At 63.9% G+C, this 21,015-nt stretch carries 22 protein-coding genes; 10 read left to right on the top strand and 12 right to left on the bottom strand.

Annotation, left to right across the window (positions count from 1 at the left end):
- The first annotated feature begins 103 nt into the window (after positions 1-103).
- Both ACI5KX_RS06360 and ACI5KX_RS06355 read left to right on the top strand, forming a co-directional pair.
- A complete protein-coding gene (locus ACI5KX_RS06360) occupies positions 104-2,224 on the top strand; it encodes a prolyl oligopeptidase family protein (RefSeq protein ID WP_406809834.1) in 2,121 nt (706 codons plus the stop codon).
- Positions 2,225-2,472: 248 nt separating this feature from the next.
- Positions 2,473-2,712 (top strand): DUF1153 domain-containing protein, encoded by a 240-nt coding sequence (locus tag ACI5KX_RS06355; RefSeq protein WP_406809833.1) that lies wholly within the window; start codon positions 2,473-2,475, stop codon positions 2,710-2,712.
- Between the two features lie 48 nt (positions 2,713-2,760).
- Here ACI5KX_RS06355 and ACI5KX_RS06350 read toward each other — a convergent pair whose 3' ends face one another.
- The 3 genes from ACI5KX_RS06350 to glmU form a co-directional block, all read right to left on the bottom strand.
- A complete protein-coding gene (locus ACI5KX_RS06350) occupies positions 2,761-3,408 on the bottom strand; it encodes an SOUL family heme-binding protein (protein WP_406809832.1) in 648 nt (215 codons plus the stop codon).
- 70 nt (positions 3,409-3,478) lie between these two features.
- Positions 3,479-3,751, bottom strand: coding sequence for an HNH endonuclease (locus tag ACI5KX_RS06345; protein WP_406809831.1), 273 nt, complete (start codon positions 3,749-3,751; stop codon positions 3,479-3,481).
- Entirely contained in the window at positions 3,748-5,103 is a 1,356-nt protein-coding gene (gene glmU / locus ACI5KX_RS06340; protein ID WP_406809830.1) for a bifunctional UDP-N-acetylglucosamine diphosphorylase/glucosamine-1-phosphate N-acetyltransferase GlmU, read from the bottom strand. The genes ACI5KX_RS06345 and glmU overlap by 4 nt, the downstream gene beginning before the upstream one ends.
- Positions 5,104-5,162: 59 nt before the next feature.
- Here glmU and ACI5KX_RS06335 point away from each other — a divergent pair, with 59 nt between their 5' ends.
- The 4 genes from ACI5KX_RS06335 to ACI5KX_RS06320 all read left to right on the top strand — a co-directional run bounded on the left by ACI5KX_RS06335 (position 5,163) and on the right by ACI5KX_RS06320 (position 8,570).
- The gene (locus ACI5KX_RS06335) at positions 5,163-5,858 is read left to right on the top strand and encodes an HAD-IA family hydrolase (RefSeq protein ID WP_406809829.1); all 696 of its coding nucleotides are present in this window, start codon (positions 5,163-5,165) and stop codon (positions 5,856-5,858) included.
- Between the two features lie 145 nt (positions 5,859-6,003).
- A complete protein-coding gene (locus ACI5KX_RS06330; RefSeq protein ID WP_406809828.1) occupies positions 6,004-6,933 on the top strand; it encodes an SDR family NAD(P)-dependent oxidoreductase in 930 nt (309 codons plus the stop codon).
- 4 nt (positions 6,934-6,937) lie between these two features.
- On the top strand, positions 6,938-7,348 hold the full coding sequence (locus ACI5KX_RS06325; protein ID WP_406809827.1) for a hypothetical protein: 411 nt from the start codon (positions 6,938-6,940) through the stop codon (positions 7,346-7,348).
- Between the two features lie 40 nt (positions 7,349-7,388).
- Positions 7,389-8,570, top strand: a complete 1,182-nt coding sequence (locus ACI5KX_RS06320) for a hypothetical protein (RefSeq protein WP_406809826.1) — start codon at positions 7,389-7,391, stop codon at positions 8,568-8,570.
- A gap of 19 nt (positions 8,571-8,589) precedes the next feature.
- Here ACI5KX_RS06320 and ACI5KX_RS06315 read toward each other — a convergent pair whose 3' ends face one another.
- Genes ACI5KX_RS06315 through ACI5KX_RS06300 form a run of 4 tightly spaced genes read right to left on the bottom strand, consistent with a single transcriptional unit; the run spans position 8,590 to position 11,688 of the window.
- Complete coding sequence (locus ACI5KX_RS06315; protein ID WP_406809825.1) at positions 8,590-8,958, bottom strand: DUF2794 domain-containing protein; 369 nt, start codon at positions 8,956-8,958, stop codon at positions 8,590-8,592.
- A complete protein-coding gene (gene epsC, locus ACI5KX_RS06310) occupies positions 8,958-9,692 on the bottom strand; it encodes a serine O-acetyltransferase EpsC (protein ID WP_406809824.1) in 735 nt (244 codons plus the stop codon). The genes ACI5KX_RS06315 and epsC overlap by 1 nt, the downstream gene beginning before the upstream one ends.
- 42 nt (positions 9,693-9,734) lie before the next feature.
- The gene (locus tag ACI5KX_RS06305; protein ID WP_406809823.1) at positions 9,735-10,376 is read right to left on the bottom strand and encodes an HdaA/DnaA family protein; all 642 of its coding nucleotides are present in this window, start codon (positions 10,374-10,376) and stop codon (positions 9,735-9,737) included.
- A 10-nt stretch (positions 10,377-10,386) separates the two neighbouring features.
- On the bottom strand, positions 10,387-11,688 hold the full coding sequence (locus ACI5KX_RS06300) for a heavy-metal-associated domain-containing protein (protein ID WP_406809822.1): 1,302 nt from the start codon (positions 11,686-11,688) through the stop codon (positions 10,387-10,389).
- A gap of 86 nt (positions 11,689-11,774) precedes the next feature.
- Here ACI5KX_RS06300 and purM point away from each other — a divergent pair, with 86 nt between their 5' ends.
- The 3 genes from purM to ACI5KX_RS06285 are packed head-to-tail and all read left to right on the top strand — an operon-like array spanning position 11,775 to position 15,089.
- Positions 11,775-12,896 carry a phosphoribosylformylglycinamidine cyclo-ligase gene (gene purM / locus ACI5KX_RS06295; RefSeq protein ID WP_406809821.1) on the top strand — a complete coding sequence of 374 codons (1,122 nt, stop codon included), beginning with the start codon at positions 11,775-11,777 and terminating at the stop codon, positions 12,894-12,896.
- Positions 12,889-13,851 carry a phosphoribosylglycinamide formyltransferase gene (gene purN, locus ACI5KX_RS06290; protein ID WP_406809820.1) on the top strand — a complete coding sequence of 321 codons (963 nt, stop codon included), beginning with the start codon at positions 12,889-12,891 and terminating at the stop codon, positions 13,849-13,851. The genes purM and purN overlap by 8 nt, the downstream gene beginning before the upstream one ends.
- Positions 13,851-15,089, top strand: coding sequence for a sulfotransferase (locus tag ACI5KX_RS06285; protein WP_406809819.1), 1,239 nt, complete (start codon positions 13,851-13,853; stop codon positions 15,087-15,089). Before purN ends, ACI5KX_RS06285 begins: the two co-directional genes overlap by 1 nt.
- A 64-nt stretch (positions 15,090-15,153) precedes the next feature.
- On the opposite strand, the gene ndk is transcribed toward ACI5KX_RS06285, so the two are convergent.
- The 5 genes from ndk to ACI5KX_RS06260 all read right to left on the bottom strand — a co-directional run bounded on the left by ndk (position 15,154) and on the right by ACI5KX_RS06260 (position 18,414).
- On the bottom strand, positions 15,154-15,576 hold the full coding sequence (ndk, locus tag ACI5KX_RS06280; RefSeq protein ID WP_406809818.1) for a nucleoside-diphosphate kinase: 423 nt from the start codon (positions 15,574-15,576) through the stop codon (positions 15,154-15,156).
- A gap of 130 nt (positions 15,577-15,706) precedes the next feature.
- Entirely contained in the window at positions 15,707-16,204 is a 498-nt protein-coding gene (locus ACI5KX_RS06275; RefSeq protein ID WP_406809817.1) for a hypothetical protein, read from the bottom strand.
- A 64-nt stretch (positions 16,205-16,268) separates the two neighbouring features.
- Positions 16,269-16,703, bottom strand: coding sequence for a DNA polymerase III subunit chi (locus ACI5KX_RS06270; RefSeq protein ID WP_406809816.1), 435 nt, complete (start codon positions 16,701-16,703; stop codon positions 16,269-16,271).
- A gap of 101 nt (positions 16,704-16,804) precedes the next feature.
- Positions 16,805-16,951, bottom strand: a complete 147-nt coding sequence (locus tag ACI5KX_RS06265) for a DUF2256 domain-containing protein (RefSeq protein WP_406809815.1) — start codon at positions 16,949-16,951, stop codon at positions 16,805-16,807.
- A gap of 5 nt (positions 16,952-16,956) precedes the next feature.
- Positions 16,957-18,414 carry a leucyl aminopeptidase gene (locus ACI5KX_RS06260; protein WP_406809814.1) on the bottom strand — a complete coding sequence of 486 codons (1,458 nt, stop codon included), beginning with the start codon at positions 18,412-18,414 and terminating at the stop codon, positions 16,957-16,959.
- Positions 18,415-18,555: 141 nt separating this feature from the next.
- Here ACI5KX_RS06260 and ACI5KX_RS06255 point away from each other — a divergent pair, with 141 nt between their 5' ends.
- The gene (locus tag ACI5KX_RS06255; RefSeq protein WP_406809813.1) at positions 18,556-20,853 is read left to right on the top strand and encodes an LPS-assembly protein LptD; all 2,298 of its coding nucleotides are present in this window, start codon (positions 18,556-18,558) and stop codon (positions 20,851-20,853) included.
- The last annotated feature ends 162 nt before the right edge of the window (positions 20,854-21,015 follow it).

Raw genomic sequence — 21,015 nt, 5'->3', positions numbered from 1 at the left:
TCGCACCCTTCACCGCCACATTCCGATCATGCATTTCCCCCCAAGGAGAGGACATTTGAAACTTGTTTCCACACGAGCAATTGCTTTGGCACTGGGCGCTGCCATGACGATCACCGCTGCTAGCGGCGCAAACGCCGACGACCACAAGGCCGAAGCGCCCGCCGATGGCATCCCCGGCCCCGAACAGGATCCCTACATCTGGCTTGAGGAAGCGCGCAGCGAGGAGGCCCTCGAATGGGTCGAGAACGAGAACGAGCGCACACTTGCCGCACTCGAAACCGATCCGCGCTTCGAGCAGCTCAAAGCCGAGGCGCTGGAGATCTACGACAGCGAAGATCGCATCCCCTATGTGAGCTTCCGTCCGGACGGGCTCTACAATTTCTGGCAGGACAAGGAGAACCCGAAGGGCCTGCTCCGCCGCACGACGCTGGAAAGCTACCAGACCGACGAGCCCGAATGGGAGACCGTGCTCGATATCGACGCGCTGGCCGCTGAAGAAGGCAAGGAATGGGTCTACAAGGGTTCGACCTGCCTGCCGCCCGCCCTCACCAAGTGCATGATCGCTTTGAGCGACGGCGGTGAAGACGCGACCATCATGCGCGAATTCGACACCTCGACCAAACAGTTCGTCGAAGGCGGCTTCGCGATCGAGGAGAAGAGCCAGGGCGGGATCAGCTGGATCGACGAGGACACGCTGCTGGTCGGTCGCGATTTCGGCGAAGGCACGCTGACCGAAAGCGAATATCCCTTCACCAGCCGCGTCTGGACGCGCGGCACCGACCTTGCCGATGCGCCCGAAATCTTCCGCGGCGAGCCCACCGATGTGTGGGCGGGCGCGAGCCTGCTGCGCGACAACACCGGTTATATCCACGCGCGCACCGCATTCCGCGGCGTCAGCTTCCACGAAAGCGTCTACTACGTCGAAAAGGACAGCGAGTGGATCGAGCTCGACATCCCGAAGAAAGCGAACCCCTACGGCATCGTCGACGGGCACCTGCTCTATTCGACCGATGTCGACTGGGAGGTGGACGGCCAGACTTTTCCCGCCGACAGCCTGATCGCGGTCGATCTTGAGGAATGGAAGGCCGACCCCAACGGCGCCACAAAGACACTGGTGTGGGCTCCGGGCGAGCGGCAGACCAAGCGCGGCGGCTCGATCACAGGCAACGCGCTGTTCGTCGGGATGCTGGACAATGTCGTCGGCAAGGTGCTGCAGTTCAACTATGTCGAAGGAGCGTGGGTCAGCGAAGAGGTCGAGCTGCCCGACAACGCCACCGTCGGCATAGCTGCCTCGTCCGACGAAACCGACCAGATCATGTTCACGGTCACCGATTTCCTCAATCCGACAACGCTTTACTACTCGGACGGGACCGCCGCACCGCGCGTAATCAAGACCAGCCCGAGCTATTTCGACAAGGCCGGAATGGAAGTCGAACAGCACGAGGCGACGAGCAGGGACGGGACCAGGATCCCCTATTTCATAGTCAAGCCCAAGGGCATGGATATGGACGGCACCACCGCCACGTTGATGACCGGCTATGGCGGGTTCCAGATCCCGCGCCTGCCCGGCTATCTCGGATCAACCGGCAAGCTGTGGCTCGAGAATGGCGGCGCCTATGTGCTCGCCAACCTGCGCGGCGGTGGCGAATTCGGGCCGAACTGGCACCAGACCGCGATCCGCGAGAACAAGCAGCGCACCTGGGACGATTTCATCGCCGTGGGGCAGGATCTGGTCGACAAGGGCTTCACGAGCCCCGAGCACCTCGGCATCCAGGGCGGCTCGCAAGGCGGCCTGCTGGTCGGGACGGCCTTCACCCAGCGCCCCGACCTGTTCGGTGCGGCGATCGTCCAGATCCCGCTGTTCGACATGCTGCGCTATCACCTGATCGGACGCGGCGCGTCGTGGATCGGCGAATATGGCGACCCGCGTATCCCGGAACAGCGTGAGTGGATCGAAGGCTATTCGCCCTACCAGAAGATCGTCGAGGGCGTGGATTACCCCACCCCGTTCCTGTGGGCCTCGACTGCCGACGACCGCACCCATCCGGCGCATGCGCGCAAAGGTGCGGCGAAGCTCAAGAAGCTCGGCCAGCCCTATTACTACTTCGAGGACACGGTCGGCGGGCACTCCGGCGGCGTCGACAACGAGCAGCGCGCCAAGCTTCAGGCGCTGCAATACGTCTATCTCATGCAGCAGCTGATGGATGAAAACACCGGCGGTTGAACCGAGTCGCAGTCACGCGAAAATGAAGGGCGGCCCGCAATCGGGTCGCCCTTTTTTCTGCTGGAATTTCAGGGTGTAAAACAAACCGACAGTTTGCACTCGCTTCGTCGCACGCCGAAAACGCAAGGCGGCGTCAACGCGGAATTAACCATGCTTGGTAGCTCCGCATTAAGTCCAAAATCGCGATCCTTCACTCACGCAACAGAGGGCGTTGTGAAAACGGGGCTCGACATGAAGGAGTACAGAACGTGACATACCCCAGGGATCTTTCCATCGCCGATGTGATCAAGCAGTACGGCCTGCCCAAGTCGCACCGCGTCTATTGGTCGAAATCGAAAAAAGCCGACGTCGTGCAAGCCGTGCACGACCGCGTCATCAGCTTCCATGAAGCCCGCGAGCGGTATCTCCTGAGCCGCAGCGAGTTCGAACAGTGGGAGCGTGACACCGGACGCAAGCCGGCACAGAAGCGCACGCTCGAAGACGCGTGAGCGGTACCCCGAAGCGGCGGCCGAATTCCCCCTGAACGACCAAGTCTCCTATTCGGCCGCCACTTCGATCATCACTTCGTTGCGCCTGAGCGGCCCCGGCACCATCGGGGCATCGTAGAACGCGTACTCCGCGCCACCGACGGGCGTCAGGTCTTTCCGTCCGATCCAGTCGCGCAGCAGCTTTTCCATCGCCTCCAGATCGGCATCGCGAGCGTTTCCGTTGAAACGCACCGCCGCCATGCGCCGACCCGGCACTTCGGTGAGGGTGATATCCGCCGGAGCCTCCGGCAGCGTTTCTAGCGTGTACTTGGCGGGCATGACGAACCGCATGCGCCATGTGTCTCCCCCGGTATTCTCCGTCATCACGGGGGAGGTCATCGCGATCTTCTCGTTCTGGTCGACCTTCTCGGTAATCACCGGCGAAGTCATGGCGATGTCCTCGCCGCCAGCGGGCCGGTCTTCGCCGAAGATGTAAGCGGCAAGGCGACGGAAACTCGCCCCGCGTGCCTGACGGCGTGTACCCGTGTGCGTCACCTGCGCGACTACCATCGGCGCGTACTGGCGCAGTTCGAACCCGTCCTCGTCGATCACGACTTCGTAGGCCGGCTTCTCGATGTCGCGATATTGCGCATAGGCGGCGACTGCGCCGATTGTGGCGATGCCGACGCCTGTTGCGATCCAGCGTGCGATACCCATGTGTGTGCTCCTGACAGTGTCTCTCGAACTATCAGCAGCTACGGGGCCCAATGGTTCCCGGACGGGCCGGTCAACGCCGCGTGGGTGCGTGGAAGTCGGGCGGCTTGCCGCTCACCCAGTCGACGAATTTCGCGATGGCAGGATTCTCGCGCAAAGCCTCGGGATCGTCCCCGAGCCGCGCCAGCTGCGAATTGGTGAAATTGGCGTGGATCGTCTTGTGGCAGATCGGGTGGACGGGAACCGTGCCGCGCCCCTTCTTCGCCTTGGGCACCGGATGGTGCCGCTGGATGCGTGTCTCGAACCCGCGCCCGCACAGCCAGCAGGTGAGCGTTTCCTCGCTCACTTGTCCTTCTTCGCCGCCGCTTTCTTCTTTTTCATCGCGTCGTGAAAGCGGTCGGCCCAGCCGTCTTTCACGATCTGCTCGCCGCGCACCATGCGCAGGTCGCCCGCACCGACATCGCGGCTGACGGTCGAACCTGCCGCGACGATCGCATCCGCGCCGATGGTAACCGGCGCGACCAGTGCGCTGTTCGACCCGATGAAAGCGCGATCGCCGATTACCGTCTGGTATTTGAAATAGCCGTCGTAATTGCAGGTGATCGTGCCCGCGCCGATGTTGGCCTTCTCGCCCACGGTCGCATCGCCGATGTAGGAAAGGTGGCTGGCTTTTGCGCCTTTTCCGAGCACCGCCTTCTTCATCTCGACGAAATTGCCGACGAAGCTGTCTTCTTCCATCACCGCGCCGGGGCGCAACCGCGCGAACGGCCCGACTTGCGCGCCGCTGGCAATGGTCGCGCCCTCGATGTGGCAGAACGCCTTGATATGGACGCCGTCGGCGATTTTCACGCCGGGGCCGAACACAACATTGGGTTCAACCACCACATCGCGGCCCAACTCGGTATCCCAGCTAAAGAACACCGTATCTGGCGCCGTGAGGCTCGCGCCGCCGGCCATCGCCTCGTCGCGCTTGGACGCCTGCCAATGCGCTTCGACCGCGGCAAGTTCGGCACGCGAGTTGATCCCGGCGACTTCTTCTGGATCGGTTTCAACCACGACTACCTTGTCCCCGCGCGCGATCGCTCCGGTGGCGACGTCGGGGAGGTAGTATTCGCCCTGAGCGTTGTCGTTATCGACTGCGTCGAGAAGCGGCCACATGTCGTCGGAATGCGCGACAATCAGACCCGAATTGCACAGGCGGGTCTTCTTCTCGCGTTCGGTCGCGTCCTTGAACTCGACCATCTTGCGCACGGTCCCGTCACCATCGGCAAGGATCCGGCCATAGGCAAGCGCATCTGCGGGTCGAAAACCCAGGACTGCGACTTTGGCCCCGCCATCAAGTGCGGCGATCAGCTTGCGCACCGTTTGTGCGGTTACCATCGGCACATCGCCGAAGCACACCAGGATATTGCCCGAAAAGCCCGCGAGCGCTTCTTTCGCCTGCAGTGCGGCGTGCGCGGTGCCTAGCTGCGGGTCCTGCAACGCCGTGGCGATATCGCGCCCCTCGAGTGCCTCGTCCAGCTGTGCGCGCTTGTCGCCGACCACTACCACCGTGCGCTGCGGCTCCAACTCCGCCAGGCTGTCGAGCAGGTGCATCAGCATCGGCTTGCCCGCGATCGGGTGCAGCACCTTGTGCAGGTCGCTTTTCATGCGGGTGCCCTTGCCCGCGGCAAGGATGATGGCGGCAAAATCGGTCATATGCGCCACATGGCACCAAACGCTTGCAGATTGAAGTCGCATCCTGCACCGCGCCCGCCATGGCTGATTTTCCCTTCGACGCTGTCGGCTTCGATCTCGACGGCACCCTGCTCGATACTTTTCGCGATCTCGGCGCGGCGGTGAACCATGCACTCGAACTTGGCGGGTTCGACCCGGTTCCGGTCGATTCCAGCAAGGATCTGATCGGCGGCGGAGCGAAGATCATGCTCGCCCAAGCGGTCGAGGCGCAAGGCGGTATGCCCGGCGGACCCGAAGGCGACGATTTCCGCGCGCTCTACAAGCAGATGCTGGCCTATTACGCGGAGCACAACGCCGTGCATTCGCAGCCCTATGCCCACGCTCGCGAAGTGGTAGCGGAGCTCGCCGGACGAGGCGTCCGACTGGCAGTCGTGACCAACAAGTTCGAGGATTTCGCCCGTTCCATCCTCACCCAGCTCGATTTCATCGACCCGTTCGAAACCGTGATCGGCGGCAACAGCCTCGGCAAGGGTGCAGACGGGCGCTACATCTCGAAACCGCACCCCGATCCGTTGTTCGAAGCGCAGAAACGCTGCGGTGCGGACCGCTTGGCTTTCATCGGGGACTCGACCTACGACGTGAAGGCCGCACGCGCAGCGGGGGTGCCCGTGATCGCAGCGGCCTATGGCTATTGCGACAAGCCGCCACACGAGCTTGGCGCCGATGCTGTGATCGATTCGCTCGATCGCCTCATTCCCGCCCTTGAAACGCTGTAATCGGTTCGCCTGACCCTACGGCGCGCGGGGCAGGCAAAGCACGCTGTTGCAACACAGCACGATTCCTGCCACCCAGCGCCCGTCAAAGTTTACGCGAGCGTAAAGCCAAGGAAGCCATACGCCGCATTCGGACAGGAGAACCATCATGAGCATCGATTTCAAGGACAAGGTAGCAATCGTGACCGGCGCAGGCGGCGGTCTGGGCCGCGAATACGCGCTCGAACTCGCCCGCCGCGGCGCGAAGGTCGTGGTCAACGATCTCGGCGGCTCACGCGATGGCACCGGCCATTCGGACATGGCGCTGCAGGTCGTCGAGGAAATCGAGAAGATGGGCGGCGAAGCGATGTCGAACGGCGGCTCGGTCACCGAATACGAGCAGATGGAAAAGATGGTCGCCGACGCCAAGCAGAAATGGGGCGGCGTGCACGTGCTCATCAACAATGCCGGCGTGCTGCGCGACAAGACCTTCGCCAAGATGGACCCGGCCGATTTCGAATTCGTGCTCAAGGTGCACCTCACCGGCTCGGCCTTCGTCACCAAGGCCTGCTGGGAAACCTTCCGCGAGCAGGCCTATGGCCGCGTGCTGATGACCGCTTCCTCGACCGGCCTGTTCGGCAATTTCGGCCAGGCGAACTATGGCGCCGCCAAGCTCGGCCTTGCGGGCCTCACAAAGACGCTCCAGCTCGAGGGCGCGAAGTACAACATCAAGGTCAACACGCTCTCGCCCGTCGCAGGCACGCGCATGACCGAAGACCTCTTCCCCGAAGAAGCCTTCAAGCTGTTCGACCCGGTGAACGTAGTCCCGGCTGCGCTCTTCCTTGTCAGCGAAGACGCCCCGACCAACGCCATCGTCGGCGCGGGTGCGGGTGGTTACCACTCGGCATGGACCGTGATGAACGATGCCGTGTGGCTGCCCGAAGGCGAGCGCACGGTCGAAGGCTTCGCCGAGAACTGGGCCAAGATCAGCGAATTCTCGAACCTCACCGCACCGCAGAGCGGGAGCGAGCAGAGCGCCAATATCCTCAAGGCAATGCAGAAGGTGACCGGCACCGGTCCGAGCAGCGCGCGCGGGTAATGGCTTGGCGCACTTCGCGCTCTATGCGTTCGCAGGAGCGGTTCCGGCACTAGCCGTACTGCTCCTGCATTGGCGCCTGGCACCCAAGACGATCTTCGAGACCGCCAATATCGGCTTGGGCATCATCGTCGCAATCTATGTCGGTGCGCGCCTGGCCACCGGCGATGTGCGAGCGATCCTTATCGAAGTCGCAATTGCCTGTGCCTTCATGGCAGCCGGGCTCCTTTCCAGACGAATTTGGCCCGCAGGCGTGGGGTTCGCGCTCGCAGCGCACGGAATATATGATTTGCTGGCGGGTGAAGCGGCTGGATTACCAGGCTGGTATCCGCCGTTCTGCCTCGGTGTGGACCTAGCGCTGGGCGCAGGACTGATCGTGATCGGCACACGCAAGCATCGTGGCGTATTGACACAGTAATACACCTTGCCTACTTTCCCGCGCAACAGGGAGAATTTCGATGTACAGCGAAGACGACATCAATTCCGCGGTGGCGGCGGGCGCGCTCAGCGCCGAGTCCGCGAAGGAATTCCGCACCTACATGACCCGCGTGCGCGAACTGCCGCGGTCGTCGGAAGAAGATTTCCGGCTCATCAACAGCTTCAACGACATCTTCGTCAGCATCGGGATCGTCATCCTGCTGCTTGCTGTCGGAGCGATCGGACAGGCGATTGCCGGCATCGTTGCCCCGGCTGAAGATTTCCTTCAACTCATGCAGCAGAATCCCCCGGCAACCGAGGCACAATTGGCTGCCTGGCGCGAGGCCAACAACATCAAGCAGGCGTGGCAGATCTCGCTCTCCGGCCTGTTCGTGGCCGCAGCCGCATGGCCCCTCGCCGAATTCTTCACGCGCAAGCGCCGCATGGCACTGCCATCGATCCTGCTGCTGCTGGCGTTCGTCGGCGGAACCTTTGCCACCGTGCTGGGCGTCGCGGTCGGCATCGTCGAACGCGGCAATGACCAGCTTGGCGCGGTGCTGATTTCCCTCGCGGCGCTCGTTGCCGCAGGCGGTGCGTTTATCCACTGGCGACGCTTCATGGTGCCGATCACTGTCGCTGCGGGAGCGGCTGCCATCGCCGCGACCGTCATCGCGCTTATCGTTGCCGGTCTCGGCCCGCGCGACCTCAACCCGGACGTCATCCTCGCGCTGGTGTTCGTCGCCGGTCTCGGCGTGTTCGCTTTTGCCATGCGCTGGGATGTGACGGACCTCGAGCGCACCACGCGACGCAGCGATGTCGCCTTCTGGCTGCACCTGCTGGCAGCACCGATGATCGCGCACCCGATCTTCTCGCTGATCGGTGTGACCGACGGCGACAATATCGGCGTCGGCGCGGCGATCGGAGTGGTCGCGGTCTATATCGGGTTCGGCCTGCTTGCGCTGGCGATCGACCGCCGGGCGCTGCTGGTTTCGGCTCTCGCCTACGTGCTGTTTGCGCTCACCTTCCTGTTCCGTGAATTCGGCGCGGTGGAGCTGAATTTCGCGCTGACCGCACTGGTGATCGGCTCCGCGCTGCTCAGCCTCTCGGCCTTCTGGCAGCCGATCCGCCGCAGCGTGGTCTCGGCCCTACCCGAGAATCTCCAACAAAGGCTGCCCGCGACCAGCGATGTGGCCTTGGCCGCACCCGCTGCCACTCCGGCCTGACGGGAGCGCGCCGCCGCGCTCAGTCGTCGTCGACGGCCTTGAGCAGGCGGCGCTCCATCGGGGCCAGCACACCCGCGAGCTCATGCCCCCGTTTGAGGATCTGGCCGTGTTCGCCGAACAGCGTCCACATGCCCTGCTTGTTGCGTAGCGCCGGGCGTTTCTCCACCCGCGCCTGCGGACGCTCGGCGGTGCGGCGAAACGCGGCAAACGTCGCCGCGTGCTTGTCGAAATCCATCGCATAGTCGCGCCACTGGCCGGCAGCGACCATGCGGCCATAGAGGTCGAGGATCCGCTGCAATTCATCCCGTTCGAACCCGATCTGGCCCTGTGCCCTTCCGGGAAATGCAACGACCTGTCCGGGCGCTCCCGGCCCCATGCCGGAACTCATCAGCTACCCGTCCCGCTCTTCTTGGGATCGAGATCGAGCGAGGCCTGCTCCGCGGACTTTTCCTCCGACTGACGCTCGGCCTTGAGTGCAGCCAGATCCGCTTTCAGGGCCGCAAGCTCGCCTTCGAGCTTCTCGATGCAATCGACCCGGTTGCCTTCGGCATCCTCGCACTGCGGAACGGTGCCGTAGGGAATGAATTCCTTGGCCCAGTCTTCCGCCGGAACCAGCGTCGAACGGGCTTTCACGCCGACCATGGTCGCGCCGGCGGGGACATCCTCCATCACCACCGCATTGGCACCCACGCGCCCACGTTCGCCTACGGTGATCGGGCCGATGATCTGCGCGCCCGAGCCGATGATCACGTTGTCTTCGAGGGTCGGGTGGCGCTTTCCGCCGATCCCGTTGGTCGGGTTGGTCCCGCCCAAGGTGACGCACTGGTAAATCGTCACATTATCGCCGATTTCGGCGGTCTCCCCGATTACGGTGAAGCCGTGATCGATGAAAAAATTCTTGCCGATGGTCGCGCCCGGATGGATGTCGATGGCGGTGATCATCCGCGAAAAATGGTTCACGAAGCGCGCCAGGAAATACAGCTTGGCATCGAACAGCCAGTGCGCAATCCGGTGGAAGAACAGCGCCCAAACACCTGGATATAAAAGGACTTCCCAACGCGAACGCGGTGCGGGATCGCGTGCTTGGATCGAGTCCAGATAGCTCTTCAGACCGTCGAACATGGCATTTTTCTCCCACCAAAACCGGTGTGATGCAAGCTGGCACTAGAACAGCTTTTGTTGTTCGGGCCCTTGCAAAGCTTCCAGCGCGGAGCGCCATACCGACATGGTGGCGGGGGCCTGCCGTTCAAGACTGATGCGATCGATCGTCGCAACCAGCTTCTCCAGCGCAGCAAAACTGCGCTCCGTGCGCGGCACGAGATACTCCACCGCACCATCGGCCAAGGAGAGCGCACGCTGTTCGGCATGAGCATGGATCAACTCCGCCGCCATCTCGTCGTCCGGTTCGCCGATTTCGAGTTGCAGCGAGCCACCAAGCCGTGATCGGAGGTCCGGCAAGGCAATCTCCCACGGCTGCGCATCGGCGATCAAAAGCAGCGGCTCGCCGGACTTCGACCCACCTTTCTGGCTGGCGTTCCAGCGATGGAACAGCTCGGTTTCGTCGATCTTATCCGCGCCGTCGATCACGGCCACGCCGTGCCCTTCGGCCCAACGCCCGATCAGCGACTTGCCGGAGCGCGGCGGGCCGGTCAGCACGGCGGTGTGAAACGGCCAGCGCGCCGGATTGCGCAACGCTTCGATAACATCCGCATTGGCATTGCCGACGACGATGCGTTGCGCCTCGCGCCCATCTCGCGGGGCCAACGGCAAAGCTATCTGGGTCGATCGGTTGGCGTCCTTGGCCATAGCGGCGGCCTTAGCGGCTAATGGCGAGCGCGTTCGCCCCCTGGGTGACGTTGAAGCCGCGCGCCCGCAACGCCGCTGCGAGCTCGTCGATCGAACCGCCATAGCTCACGCTCATCACCGACGTTCCGCCCATCGCCGTGCTCGTGACCGCAACGCCGCGAACGCCCGGAGTGCCGCGCACACCCGAAAGCGCGCCATCGAAGGTCGCGGCATCGGGAGAAGCGAACTGGACGACGAAACTGCGCACCACCGCAGCAGCCGGCGGCGGCGTGGTTTGTTCGGCGCCCGGCTCCCCGGTCGCAACGGTGGCGCCCTCTGCGGCCGCCGCGTCGCGGGCGCGGATTGCCCTGCCGATTTCGATCAGCCGCTGGAGCGCGGGATCGATCTCGCCGGATCCGCCGACCCTCAGCGTGGGATCGGGCCGCAGCTTGCCGTCTTCGAGCGCGCGCTGGTAGATCGCATCCATCCGCTCGACCGCCTGGGTCAGCATGTCGGGCAGGCTCGCCGGGCTGTCCGCGTCCAGCTCGAAGCTCTCGAGCACGCGGTTGTCCGGCCCGTAGCGCGCCGTGAAGGTCCCGTTGACGGGGCCGCCGGGAAACTGATGATCGAGCGTGGCAATCGGAATGAGGACATCCGCAGCCCCGTACTGGTCAAGCGTCGAGCTCCACCATGCACGGCTGCGCCTTCCGGTCTGGCCATAAGTAAGCAGCAGCGAGTCTCCGCCTGCGCCGGTTGGGCGGACGTAGTCGATCCTGCTGGTGCCGGGATTGAACTCCGCCCAGGCGCGCTGCCATGGATTGCGCATTTCGAACGTGGTGTAGGTACCGGCGCGCACCGTCACCGGAATCAGCATCATCGGCGCAGAGGATCGCCCTTGCGTGGCACCACCGAGATAGCGTGCGGCGCGCTGGCGATCGAAGACCACGCCGAGCGTCGCAACGTAGCGTTTCGGCCCGATCCGTTCGCGCTGGATCACGATCGAGGAGACCATGCCCGAAAGCTGGCTGTCGGAAACCGGAGGACCATCGAGCTTTTGCCACGCGAGCCGCTGCGCGCGCTTCCAGGCTTCCTGTCGGGCTTCCTCGCCGCTATCCGCGCGGATATCGACCTCGATCCCGCGCACTTCGACGTCGGCGCTCGAGGCGGTTGGCGCGATCCCGCGATCACCCGAAACCTGCGCAACCACCAGGTAGGCTCCGCCGAGCAAGGCGACCGCGATCAACGCCGCACTCCAACGCCGCAGCCACGCTGGGGCGGTGGCGCGCTTGGAGGCCTCTTTGGCAGGGCCGGAATGGGTGATCGTAGCAGCCATCGGGGAAATCAGCGGCCTTTTGCCCAAACCGGCGTGGAATTCCAAGCAGGAAAGGCTAGAGGGGTGGGCATGAGGCTGGGGATTGTATGATGTCTGACACCGGTTCAAGCGGCAAAAACGCCGCCGCAGGCTACACCTACGCCGATGCAGGCGTTTCGATCGATGCCGGCAACGCGCTGGTGAAGGCAATCGCGCCGCTGGCGAAAGCCACCGCGCGGCCCGGCGCGACCAGCGAACTCGGCGGATTCGGCGGCTTCTTCGACCCCAAGGCGGCGGGATACGAGGACCCGCTGCTGGTCGCGGCCAACGATGGCGTCGGGACCAAGCTCAAGCTCGCGATCGATCATGACCGGCACGATACCGTCGGGATCGACCTTGTCGCCATGTGCGTCAACGACCTGATAGTGCAAGGTGCCGAGCCGCTGTTCTTCCTCGATTACTTCGCTACCGGGCGACTGGAAAACGGGGTTGCCGAGCGCGTGATCGCCGGGATAGCCGAGGGCTGCAAACAGGCCGGATGCGCGCTGATCGGCGGCGAGACGGCGGAAATGCCGGGCATGTATGCCGATGGCGATTATGACCTCGCAGGCTTTTGTGTCGGCGCGGTCGAGCGCGGTGAGCAATTGACCGGCGACAAGGTTGCGCCGGGCAATGTCCTGCTCGGGCTCACCTCCTCGGGTGTCCATTCGAACGGCTATTCGCTGGTGCGCAGGCTGGCGGCCGATTTCGGTTGGAAGCTCGACCGCCCCGCCCTGTTCGATCAGGAGCGGCTGCTGATCGATGCTCTGATCGAACCGACTCGCATTTACGTGAAGAGCCTGCTGCCGCTGATCCGCGCGGGTCTGGTGAACGGCCTTGCGCACATTACCGGGGGCGGATTGCTCGAGAATATTCCGCGCATCCTGCCCAAGGGCGCGCATGCGGTGGTCGATGCCGATGCGTGGGAGCAGCCGCGCCTGATGGCGTTTCTGCAGGCGCAGGGGAACATCGAACCGGGCGAGATGGCGCGGACCTTCAACTGCGGCGTCGGGATGGTGCTCGCGGTGGATGCTCACAAGGCTGAAGAGATCACCGCGCGGCTCGCCGAAGAAGGCGAGGCCGTTTTGCGGATCGGCACGATAGAAGCGGGCGAGCGCGGCTGCACCGTGCGCGGATCGCAAGGCACGTGGAGCGCCAAGGAAGGCTGGGAGGCGGTCCACCTTGCGTAAGGCAAAGGTCGCTATCTTCATCTCCGGCAGCGGCACCAACATGGCCGCGCTGCTTTATGCCAGCCTGCTCGACAACGCCGCCTACGAAGTCGTCCTCGTCGCCAGCAATAAAGCCGATGCGGCCGGGCTCGACATCGCCGAGGCGGAAGGCATCGCCACCTTCGTCCATTCGCACATGGGCCACTCGCGCGAGGAACACGACGCCGCGATGGAGGCCGCGCTGGTCGACGCGGGAACGGAATATTTGGTTTTGGCCGGCTATATGCGCATTCTCTCTGACGAATTCGTGCGCCGCTGGGAGGGCCGCATTCTCAATATCCATCCTTCGCTTCTGCCCAAGTACAAGGGGCTCGATACGAACAGGCGCGCCATCGACGCGGGCGACAGCCATGGCGGTGCAAGCGTGCATATCGTCACGCCCGAGCTCGACGCTGGCGAAGTGCTGGCGCAGGCGAAGGTCGCGATCCGTACGGGCGAAACGCCCGCAAGCCTCGCCGAGCGCGTGAAGTTCGCCGAGCACCAGCTCTATCCGCGCGCGGTCTCCGATTACGTCTCGCGCGGCTACGATGCCGGATATCTCTACCAGCGCGTGCAAGAGCTCGCACTGGCTCTGCCCGAAACCCACGCACGCGAAAGCCACGGATCGCCGGGCTTTCGAGTCGGGACCGAGAAATCGGGCAAGTTCTTCGCGCATTTCAACGACCAGCATCACGGCAGCGAGCACATTGCCGTGCTGGTCAAGACGAGCGGGATCGACGAATTGATGGGCCTCGTCGAGACGCAGCCCGAGGTCTATTTCAAACCTGCCTATTATGGCGCGAGCGGCTGGGTCGGGCTGATCCTCAACCGTCCGGGGGTCGATTGGGAACACGTAAGCGAATGGCTTGAACGCAGCTGGCGGAGCGTCGCGCCTGCGCGGCTTACGAAGCTGATGAATGTGGCGGATCAGTTCTGATGGCGTCGCGAGCAATTTCCAGCCTGCCCGAACGCCCGCATCCGCTGGCCCGCGCGCCGATCGTCGACAAGGCGAACGGCTGGTTACGGCAGGCTTGGGACAGACGTTGGCTCCCCCCGCCATCTCTGGATGCAGAAGAGCTGTGGACGGCGGCGGCAAAGCCACTCGGCGACCAAGCCGCAGATGCCGAGATCGCCGGACGCCAGCCGGACGACGTCGCCGATTTCCGCCTGCGGCTCGAACGGCTCACGAAGGCGATCGAAGCCGAAGCCGATCTCAACCCGCTCGGCCGGGCGATGGCCTGGGGGCAATTGGTGCGCGTGATCCGCAACCGCCTGCGCTTCGGCGCGCTGTGGATGGACCGGCCCGAACTGCTCGCAACGAGGCTGGCCCCGCCGATCATCGTCATCGGCCACATGCGCAGCGGCACGACCCGCGTGCACAAGCTGCTCGCCGCCGATCCCGCGCATTCGGCGACCCGGTATTGCGACGCTTCGCATCCGGTGCCGAGCTTCCCGGACATGCGGCGGATGAAGGGCGCGATCGACCTGATGATGATGCGCCGGATCAATCCGTGGATCGATGTGATCCACCCGATGGCGAGCGGCGAAGTCGAGGAAGAATTGGGCTGGATCGCGGCGGCGCTCAACCATTCGATCTACGAATCGCAGTGGCGTATTCCGTCCTATTCGGCTTTCAGCGAAGCTCGCGAGCCTGCGCCGGTATATCGCGAATTCGCCCGGATGCTAAAGACCGACGCCGCGCATCGCGGGCTCGCCGACAAGCCGCGCGTGCTCAAGGTCCCGGCATTCTCGGAAGATCTCGCAACGCTGCTTGCCCAGTTCCCGAACGCGCGGCTGGTGATCGCCGAGCGCAGGCTCGAAGCGGTGCTGCGCAGCGCGGTCTCGCTGGTCGCCAACCAGATGGCGATCCAGTGCGACAATTGCGATCTCGGCTGGATCGAGGCCGAGTGGCGACGCAAGCTGGCGCTGCGCGAAGCCCGCATGGCGGCAGCGCTCGATGGCTGGTCAGGTCCGATTGCCCGCCTGCACTTCGATAACCTCAACGCCGATTGGGAAAGCGAAATCGCGCGAACGTATTCCAGGCTCGGGCTGGACCTCAACCCCGAAGCACTCGCCGCGATGCACCGCGAGATGGAAAGCAGCGAGAGCGGCCACCACCACGCGCATTCGGCGCAGCTGGCGCAATTTGCCAAGCGCTCGGCCCAGGCCGGCTGATCCCGCCAACGAAAAAGGCCGCCCCGATGGGAGCGGCCTTCCTGCTATCGGACGATGTCGGCGTTCAGCCGACTATTTCTTCGGGCTTGAAGAAGAAGTCGATCTCGATTTTCGCGTTCTCTTCGCTGTCCGAGCCGTGGACGGTGTTGGCTTCGATCGATTCCGCAAAGGTCTTGCGGATCGTGCCTTCGGCGGCGTCGGCCGGGTTGGTTGCGCCCATTATGTCGCGGTTGCGCTTCACGGCATCTTCGCCTTCGAGCACCTGCACGACGACCGGGCCGCTGGTCATGAATTCGACGAGCTCGCCGAAAAAGGGGCGTTCCTTGTGGACCGCGTAGAAGCCTTCGGCCTGGTCCTTGGTCATGTGGATGCGCTTCGAAGCGACGATGCGCAGTCCGGCTTCTTCCAGCATCTTGGTGACAGCGCCGGTGAGGTTGCGACGCGTGGCGTCGGGCTTGATGATCGAAAAGGTGCGGGTAACCGCCATTGTACTGGTTCCTTGAAATGATGCGCAAAGGGGGTGCGCGAAGAGAGACCCGCAAGCGGGCAGATTCCTGTCGGCGCGCCCCTAGCTCCGGCAGCGCGCCAGTTCAAGCCTTTGTGGCTTCGCGGGAGACTTACTGTTTGGTGCCGACGATCAATTGGGCGCGATTGCCGCCATCGTCGGAAGGCGAGGTGTTGAAGGAAAAGGTCGTTCCGTCGTCAGCTTGCCCGCCCAGCATCATCATCTCGTTCATGCGCATGTCGAGTTCGACCTTGATCCCCGCCTCTTCCGCTTGCTCACGGTAGAACTCGATCAGGTCTTCGGTGCTGTCTGACGATTGCATCACCAGCATGACGCCCTTGCCACCCGCGTGATCGACAACAGTGTTCGAGACGACCTCCGCGCCGGGATAGAGTGAAAAGCCGGACGGCAAATCGACCTCTACATTCGCGCCCGAGCGCAGAGTGGCCGTGCTCTCGTCCGTCGTGATCGATGCGGTGGTTTCGCCGGTTGTCTCGTCGATCGTGTATTCGCCGGTTTCACCGTCGCCCGTGGTGAACTCGCCCGAAGTTTCCGAACCGCACGCGGCGAGCAGAACGGTTGCGGCGAAGATGGTTGTCGTGCGGAGCATGGTGCTTCCCCCCCTGGTCAATGCGGAAACGAACATCTCGCAACACCCGCCGAATCGCAAGGGGTCAGGCGACCTTGACCCACTTTCCGCCCTCCTGCCGGTAGAACGCGCGTTCGAGATCGTCCTTTCCGTCGAGCGAGCGCCAGACCGCCCTGGCCTGCTCGACAGTGGCCTCGTCGAACAGCAGAAAGGTGCGTTCGAAGCCGTCCGTTTCGCGATATTGGCCGTCGGCAAAGATAACGTGGCCGGCCCCGTTGGCGGGTTCGGGCACATCGCTGAGCAGCACCGGCTGGCGCTCGGGACCGTCAGCATCCACTTCGGCATTGGCCAGAAAACTTGTCGGCCCGGCATTCCACAGCGCCTTCGAGATGGTGTCCCGCTGGTCGGGATCGTTGCTCACGACGAGCAGCCGCTCGCCCGAATCGAGCACCCGCTGCGCAATCAGCGCGCAGACCTTCTCCGCCGGATCGGTAGACAACTGCCAGAAGTCGATCTTCATGTTTGGTTGGATAGCCTAGGCCACCCGCTCCCTCCACCCTTCCACCCGGATCCTAACCGACAATATTCCGGGTGGAAGGGTGGAGGGAGCGGGTGGCTTGGTCACTGTGAACGAGAACGCCGGCACCGCTCGGAGCAATACTTCACGCTGTCCCAATCGCGCTCCCACTTCTTGCGCCATGTGAAAGGCAGCCCGCAGGTCTCGCAGATCTTGGTGGGCAGGTCCGCCTTCTTCCGCATCCTGCCCATGAGACTTATTCCGCGACGTCCTTTACCAGCCGGTCGATCAGGCGCGCACCATAGCCGGTCGCGCCCTTGTCCCAGCTGTGGCCGGGCTTGTCCGACCAGACCATGCCCGCGACATCGAGGTGCGCCCAAGGCATGCCCTTCTTGATGAAACGGTGCAGGAACTGCGCCGCCGTGATCGAACCGGCAGGGCGCGGGCCGACGTTCTTCATGTCGGCGATGGGCGAGTCGATCAGCTTGTCGTAGGCAGGGCCGATCGGCAGGCGCCAGAGCTTGTCCCCCACCGTCTTGCCCGCATCGAGCAACTGGTCGGCAAGATCGTCGTCATTTGCGAAGAGGCCGCCGTGCTCATGGCCAAGCGCGATGATCATGGCTCCGGTCAGCGTGGCAAGATCGATGATGCGAGCCGGGTCGTATTCCTCTTGCGCCCAGTGCAGCGCATCGCACAGCACCAACCGTCCTTCGGCATCGGTGTTGAGAACTTCGACCGTCTGGCCGCTCATCGTGGTGACGATATCGCCCGGGCGCTGCGCCTTGCCGTCGGGCATATTCTCGACCAATCCCATCACCGCGACGACATTGGCCTTGGCCTTGCGCGAAACGATGGCGAGCATGCCGCCCGCAACCGCACCTGCGCCGCCCATGTCCCACTTCATGTCTTCCATGCCGGGCGGCGGCTTCAGCGAAATGCCGCCGGTGTCGAAAGTGACGCCCTTGCCGACGAACACAGTCGGCTTCTCGCCCTTCTCGCCGCCGTTCCAGCGGATCGCGAGCAGGCGCGACGGGCGTTCCGAGCCCTGTCCGACGCCGAGCAAAGCGCCCATCCCGAGCCGCTCCATCTCGGCTTCGCCGAGCACGGTGATTTCCGCCCCGGTTCCCTTGAAGGCCTCGTCGCAGCGTTCGACGAAGCTTTCCGGATAAAGGATGTTGGCCGGCTCGGCGACGAGGGTGCGCGTGAATTCGACGCCCTTTGCGATGGCCGCCGCCTCTTCCCAGGCCGTTTCGGTCCCGTCGGGCGCGCCGAAGACATGGACGGTTTTCAGCGAGACACGCTTTTCCTTCGCGAGCTTGGTGCGGTATTCGTCATGCCGCCATGCGCGCAGGCGCAGGCCCAGCAGCGCTGCGGCGGCTTCCTCGCCCGAAAGATCGGCGTGTCCGAGGTCGAGCACCATCTTGCTTTCGCCCGAGCAGAGATATTTCGCGGTGAGCGCCGCACCGGCTTTCTCGATGTTGAGGCGGCGCGCATCGGCGTCGGTTTCGCCCGCACCGGCGATCGCCACGCGGCGCAGCGCCCCGTCAGCCACCGTGAAGCCCTCGAACACCTGCCCGACACGTCCCTTGAATCGCGCCGCCTTCGCGCCGTCGACGATTGCGGCGTCGAGATCGGACAGTGCATCACCCTGGTTCACGATCCTTGCGATAAGCCGGACATCGGCGGGCGGGCTGTCGGTGAACTGGATCTTCATGGGGTCTCCCGGGGATTTCTTGCGAACATGCGGGCCGGTAGCAGGCCGCTTCGTCGAACGCACGGAACGGCGAAACGGCTCCAGCGGTCGGGCTCTGGAATGGCGATTGCGATTAGGCGCGAGCGGTGCAATAGGCAAGCCATGTCGCGAGCTTGGAAGGTCGACAGTTTGATCGGGACCGGCACAGATATGCGCTGCAGGACAAGCCCGGTCGCACTGGCGATCGTGGGCTCGCTGGCGCTGTCGGTCGCTGTTCCGGCAGCCGCGCAGCAGGATGCGCCCGAACCGGAGCAAGACGTCGAAACGACGGCCGATGCCGTGGCCGAGCTGCTGTCCGACCAGACCATCACTTTCGAGGCGGAGCAGCTCGCCTACGACAACGAAGCCGATATCGTAACGGCTCGCGGTAACGTGATCCTGCGCAGCGAAGACGGATCGGTGCGCGCGGACGAGGTTTCGTGGGACCGCAAATCGGGGAAGATTCTGGCCACCGGCAACATCCGCTTTGTCGACGACGCAGGAAACCAGCTGTTCACCGATACGCTCGAGCTCAACGACAAGTTCGAAGCCGGGGCGATGGATGAACTGCTGCTCGCGCTGCGCGCGGGCGGAAGGCTCGCGGCGCGATCGGGAGGACGCGGCGAAGACGGCACCGTCATCCTCACCGATGCGGCCTACACCGCCTGCGCGGTCACGGGAGACGATGGCTGCGCCAAAAACCCGAGCTGGCGGATCACCGCCGACCGCGTCAGCTACGATCCGACCGACAGCCGGGTGCGCTTCAAGGGCGCGATGCTCGAGCTGTTCGGAGCGCGCATCCTGCCGCTTCCCGGCCTTTCGCTACGCACCGATGGCAGCGCGGTTTCGGGATTTCTCGTGCCCGATGTCCGCATTTCCGAGGTCAACGGGCTCGAGCTCTCGGGCGATTACTACTGGCGGCTGGCAAACAACAAGGATCTGCGGCTCGGAGCCTCGGTCTTCACCGAGGTCGCGCCGATGGCTCGCGGGCAGTGGCGGCACCTGACGGAAAAGGGCGCCTACCAGATCACCGGCTATGCCACCGTTTCGAGCCGCGTTGCCGACTTCACCGGGGTTCCGACGACCGAAAGCGATCCGCGCGGGTATCTGTTCGCCAACGGCAAGTTCCAGTTCTCGCCCGAATGGAGCCTTACTGGATCGGTCCGGCTCGCCAGCGATCGCACTTTCCTGCGCCGCTACGATCTCAGCCGCGACGACCGGCTGCGCTCGACCGTCAATCTCGAACGCATCGATGAAAGATCCTACCTTTCCGTTGCAGGTTGGGCGACGCAGACGCTCAGGATCAACGCCGAACAGGGTCAGATCCCGGTCGCGGTCCCGGCCTTCGATTATCGCCGCCTGATCGATGACCCGGTGCTCGGCGGCACGGTCCAGTTGCAGGCCAACACGCTCAGCCTCATCCGCAATGACGGGCAGGACACGCAGCGCGCCTTTGCCGGCGCGAGATGGGACTTGCGCAGGCTTACCGGGCTCGGGCAGGTCGTGACTTTCACCGGGCTCGTGCGCGGCGACATCTATCATACCGACAACACCCTCGCGACGCTCACCGAGAGCTATCGCGGAAACGAAGGATGGGAAGTGCGCGGCATCGCGACCGCGGCGATCGATGTCGAGTGGCCGTTCGTCGGCGAGGCATTCGGCGGCACACAAGTGCTCACCCCGCGGGTGCAACTGGTCGTCAGCCCGCCGATCCGGAACCTCGCCGTCCCGAACGAGGACGCGCGTGCGATCGACCTCGAGGATTCGAACCTGTTCGCGCTCAACCGCTTCCCTGGATACGACCGCGTCGAAGACGGCGCGCGCGTGACCTGGGGTGTCGATTGGGAACTGCGCAAGCCCGGCTGGCGCGTGAAGACAAATGTCGGCCAGTCCTACCGCCTCAACACCGAGCGCGAGATTTTTCCCGACGGAACGGGGTTGTCCGAAAGGGTATCGGACTTCGTCGGCCGCACCGAGGTGCGCTACAAGGATTTCCTGCAGTTCACCCATCGTTTCCGGCTCGACAAGGACAATCTAGCCATTCGCCGAAACGAAATCGACGCGACGATCGGATCGCGCAAAACCTATTTCGAAGTCGGCTACCTGCGCCTCAATCGCGACATCCAGACGGTCGAGGATCTGCAAGACCGCGAGGAGCTTCGCGCCGCCGCGCGGGTCGCGTTCGACCGCAACTGGTCGGCGTTCGGTTCGGGCGTTTTCAACCTGACCAACGCCGATGAGGACCCGACCTTCCAACCCGACGGGTTCGAACCGATCCGCACCCGGCTCGGCGTGGCCTACCAGGACGATTGTATCGAGTTCGGCCTCACATGGAGGCGCGATTTCATCACCGCCGGCGATGCCGAGCGGGGCAACACGTTCCAGTTGTTCTTTGCGCTGCGAAATCTCGGCTTCCGCTAACCGGGCAAAGCCGGGGTCCACGAATTGGCAGCGGCGGAAAAAGGCGTTAAAGGGCGCGAATAACGGGTCGGGGGCCACTCATCCCTTGTTAAGCCACCGAGTGGCACGGCCCGATGGCAAGCGCGAAGAGGGGCCGCGCAACAGACTGAATCGCTAAAGTTA

Source organism: Erythrobacter sp. GH1-10, from assembly GCF_045363165.1.
GTDB lineage: Bacteria > Pseudomonadota > Alphaproteobacteria > Sphingomonadales > Sphingomonadaceae > Erythrobacter.
This window is presented reverse-complemented; position numbering and strand designations above follow the sequence as displayed.

Bases quoted from the DNA above. Each gene is read 5' to 3' on its own strand.
- ACI5KX_RS06330 (WP_406809828.1), top strand. From the start codon at position 6,004: ATGAGCATCGATTTCAAGGACAAGGTAGCAATCGTGACCGGCGCAGGC.
- ACI5KX_RS06275 (WP_406809817.1), bottom strand. From the start codon at position 16,204: ATGCTCCGCACGACAACCATCTTCGCCGCAACCGTTCTGCTCGCCGCG.
- ACI5KX_RS06305 (WP_406809823.1), bottom strand. From the start codon at position 10,376: ATGGCCAAGGACGCCAACCGATCGACCCAGATAGCTTTGCCGTTGGCC.
- ACI5KX_RS06265 (WP_406809815.1), bottom strand. From the start codon at position 16,951: ATGGGCAGGATGCGGAAGAAGGCGGACCTGCCCACCAAGATCTGCGAG.
- purM (WP_406809821.1), top strand. From the start codon at position 11,775: ATGATGTCTGACACCGGTTCAAGCGGCAAAAACGCCGCCGCAGGCTAC.
- glmU (WP_406809830.1), bottom strand. From the start codon at position 5,103: ATGACCGATTTTGCCGCCATCATCCTTGCCGCGGGCAAGGGCACCCGC.
- ACI5KX_RS06300 (WP_406809822.1), bottom strand. From the start codon at position 11,688: ATGGCTGCTACGATCACCCATTCCGGCCCTGCCAAAGAGGCCTCCAAG.
- ACI5KX_RS06320 (WP_406809826.1), top strand. From the start codon at position 7,389: ATGTACAGCGAAGACGACATCAATTCCGCGGTGGCGGCGGGCGCGCTC.
- ACI5KX_RS06260 (WP_406809814.1), bottom strand. From the start codon at position 18,414: ATGAAGATCCAGTTCACCGACAGCCCGCCCGCCGATGTCCGGCTTATC.
- ACI5KX_RS06350 (WP_406809832.1), bottom strand. From the start codon at position 3,408: ATGGGTATCGCACGCTGGATCGCAACAGGCGTCGGCATCGCCACAATC.
- ACI5KX_RS06335 (WP_406809829.1), top strand. From the start codon at position 5,163: ATGGCTGATTTTCCCTTCGACGCTGTCGGCTTCGATCTCGACGGCACC.
- ACI5KX_RS06285 (WP_406809819.1), top strand. From the start codon at position 13,851: ATGGCGTCGCGAGCAATTTCCAGCCTGCCCGAACGCCCGCATCCGCTG.
- ACI5KX_RS06255 (WP_406809813.1), top strand. From the start codon at position 18,556: ATGTCGCGAGCTTGGAAGGTCGACAGTTTGATCGGGACCGGCACAGAT.
- ACI5KX_RS06270 (WP_406809816.1), bottom strand. From the start codon at position 16,703: ATGAAGATCGACTTCTGGCAGTTGTCTACCGATCCGGCGGAGAAGGTC.
- epsC (WP_406809824.1), bottom strand. From the start codon at position 9,692: ATGTTCGACGGTCTGAAGAGCTATCTGGACTCGATCCAAGCACGCGAT.
- ndk (WP_406809818.1), bottom strand. From the start codon at position 15,576: ATGGCGGTTACCCGCACCTTTTCGATCATCAAGCCCGACGCCACGCGT.
- ACI5KX_RS06360 (WP_406809834.1), top strand. From the start codon at position 104: ATGACGATCACCGCTGCTAGCGGCGCAAACGCCGACGACCACAAGGCC.
- ACI5KX_RS06315 (WP_406809825.1), bottom strand. From the start codon at position 8,958: ATGAGTTCCGGCATGGGGCCGGGAGCGCCCGGACAGGTCGTTGCATTT.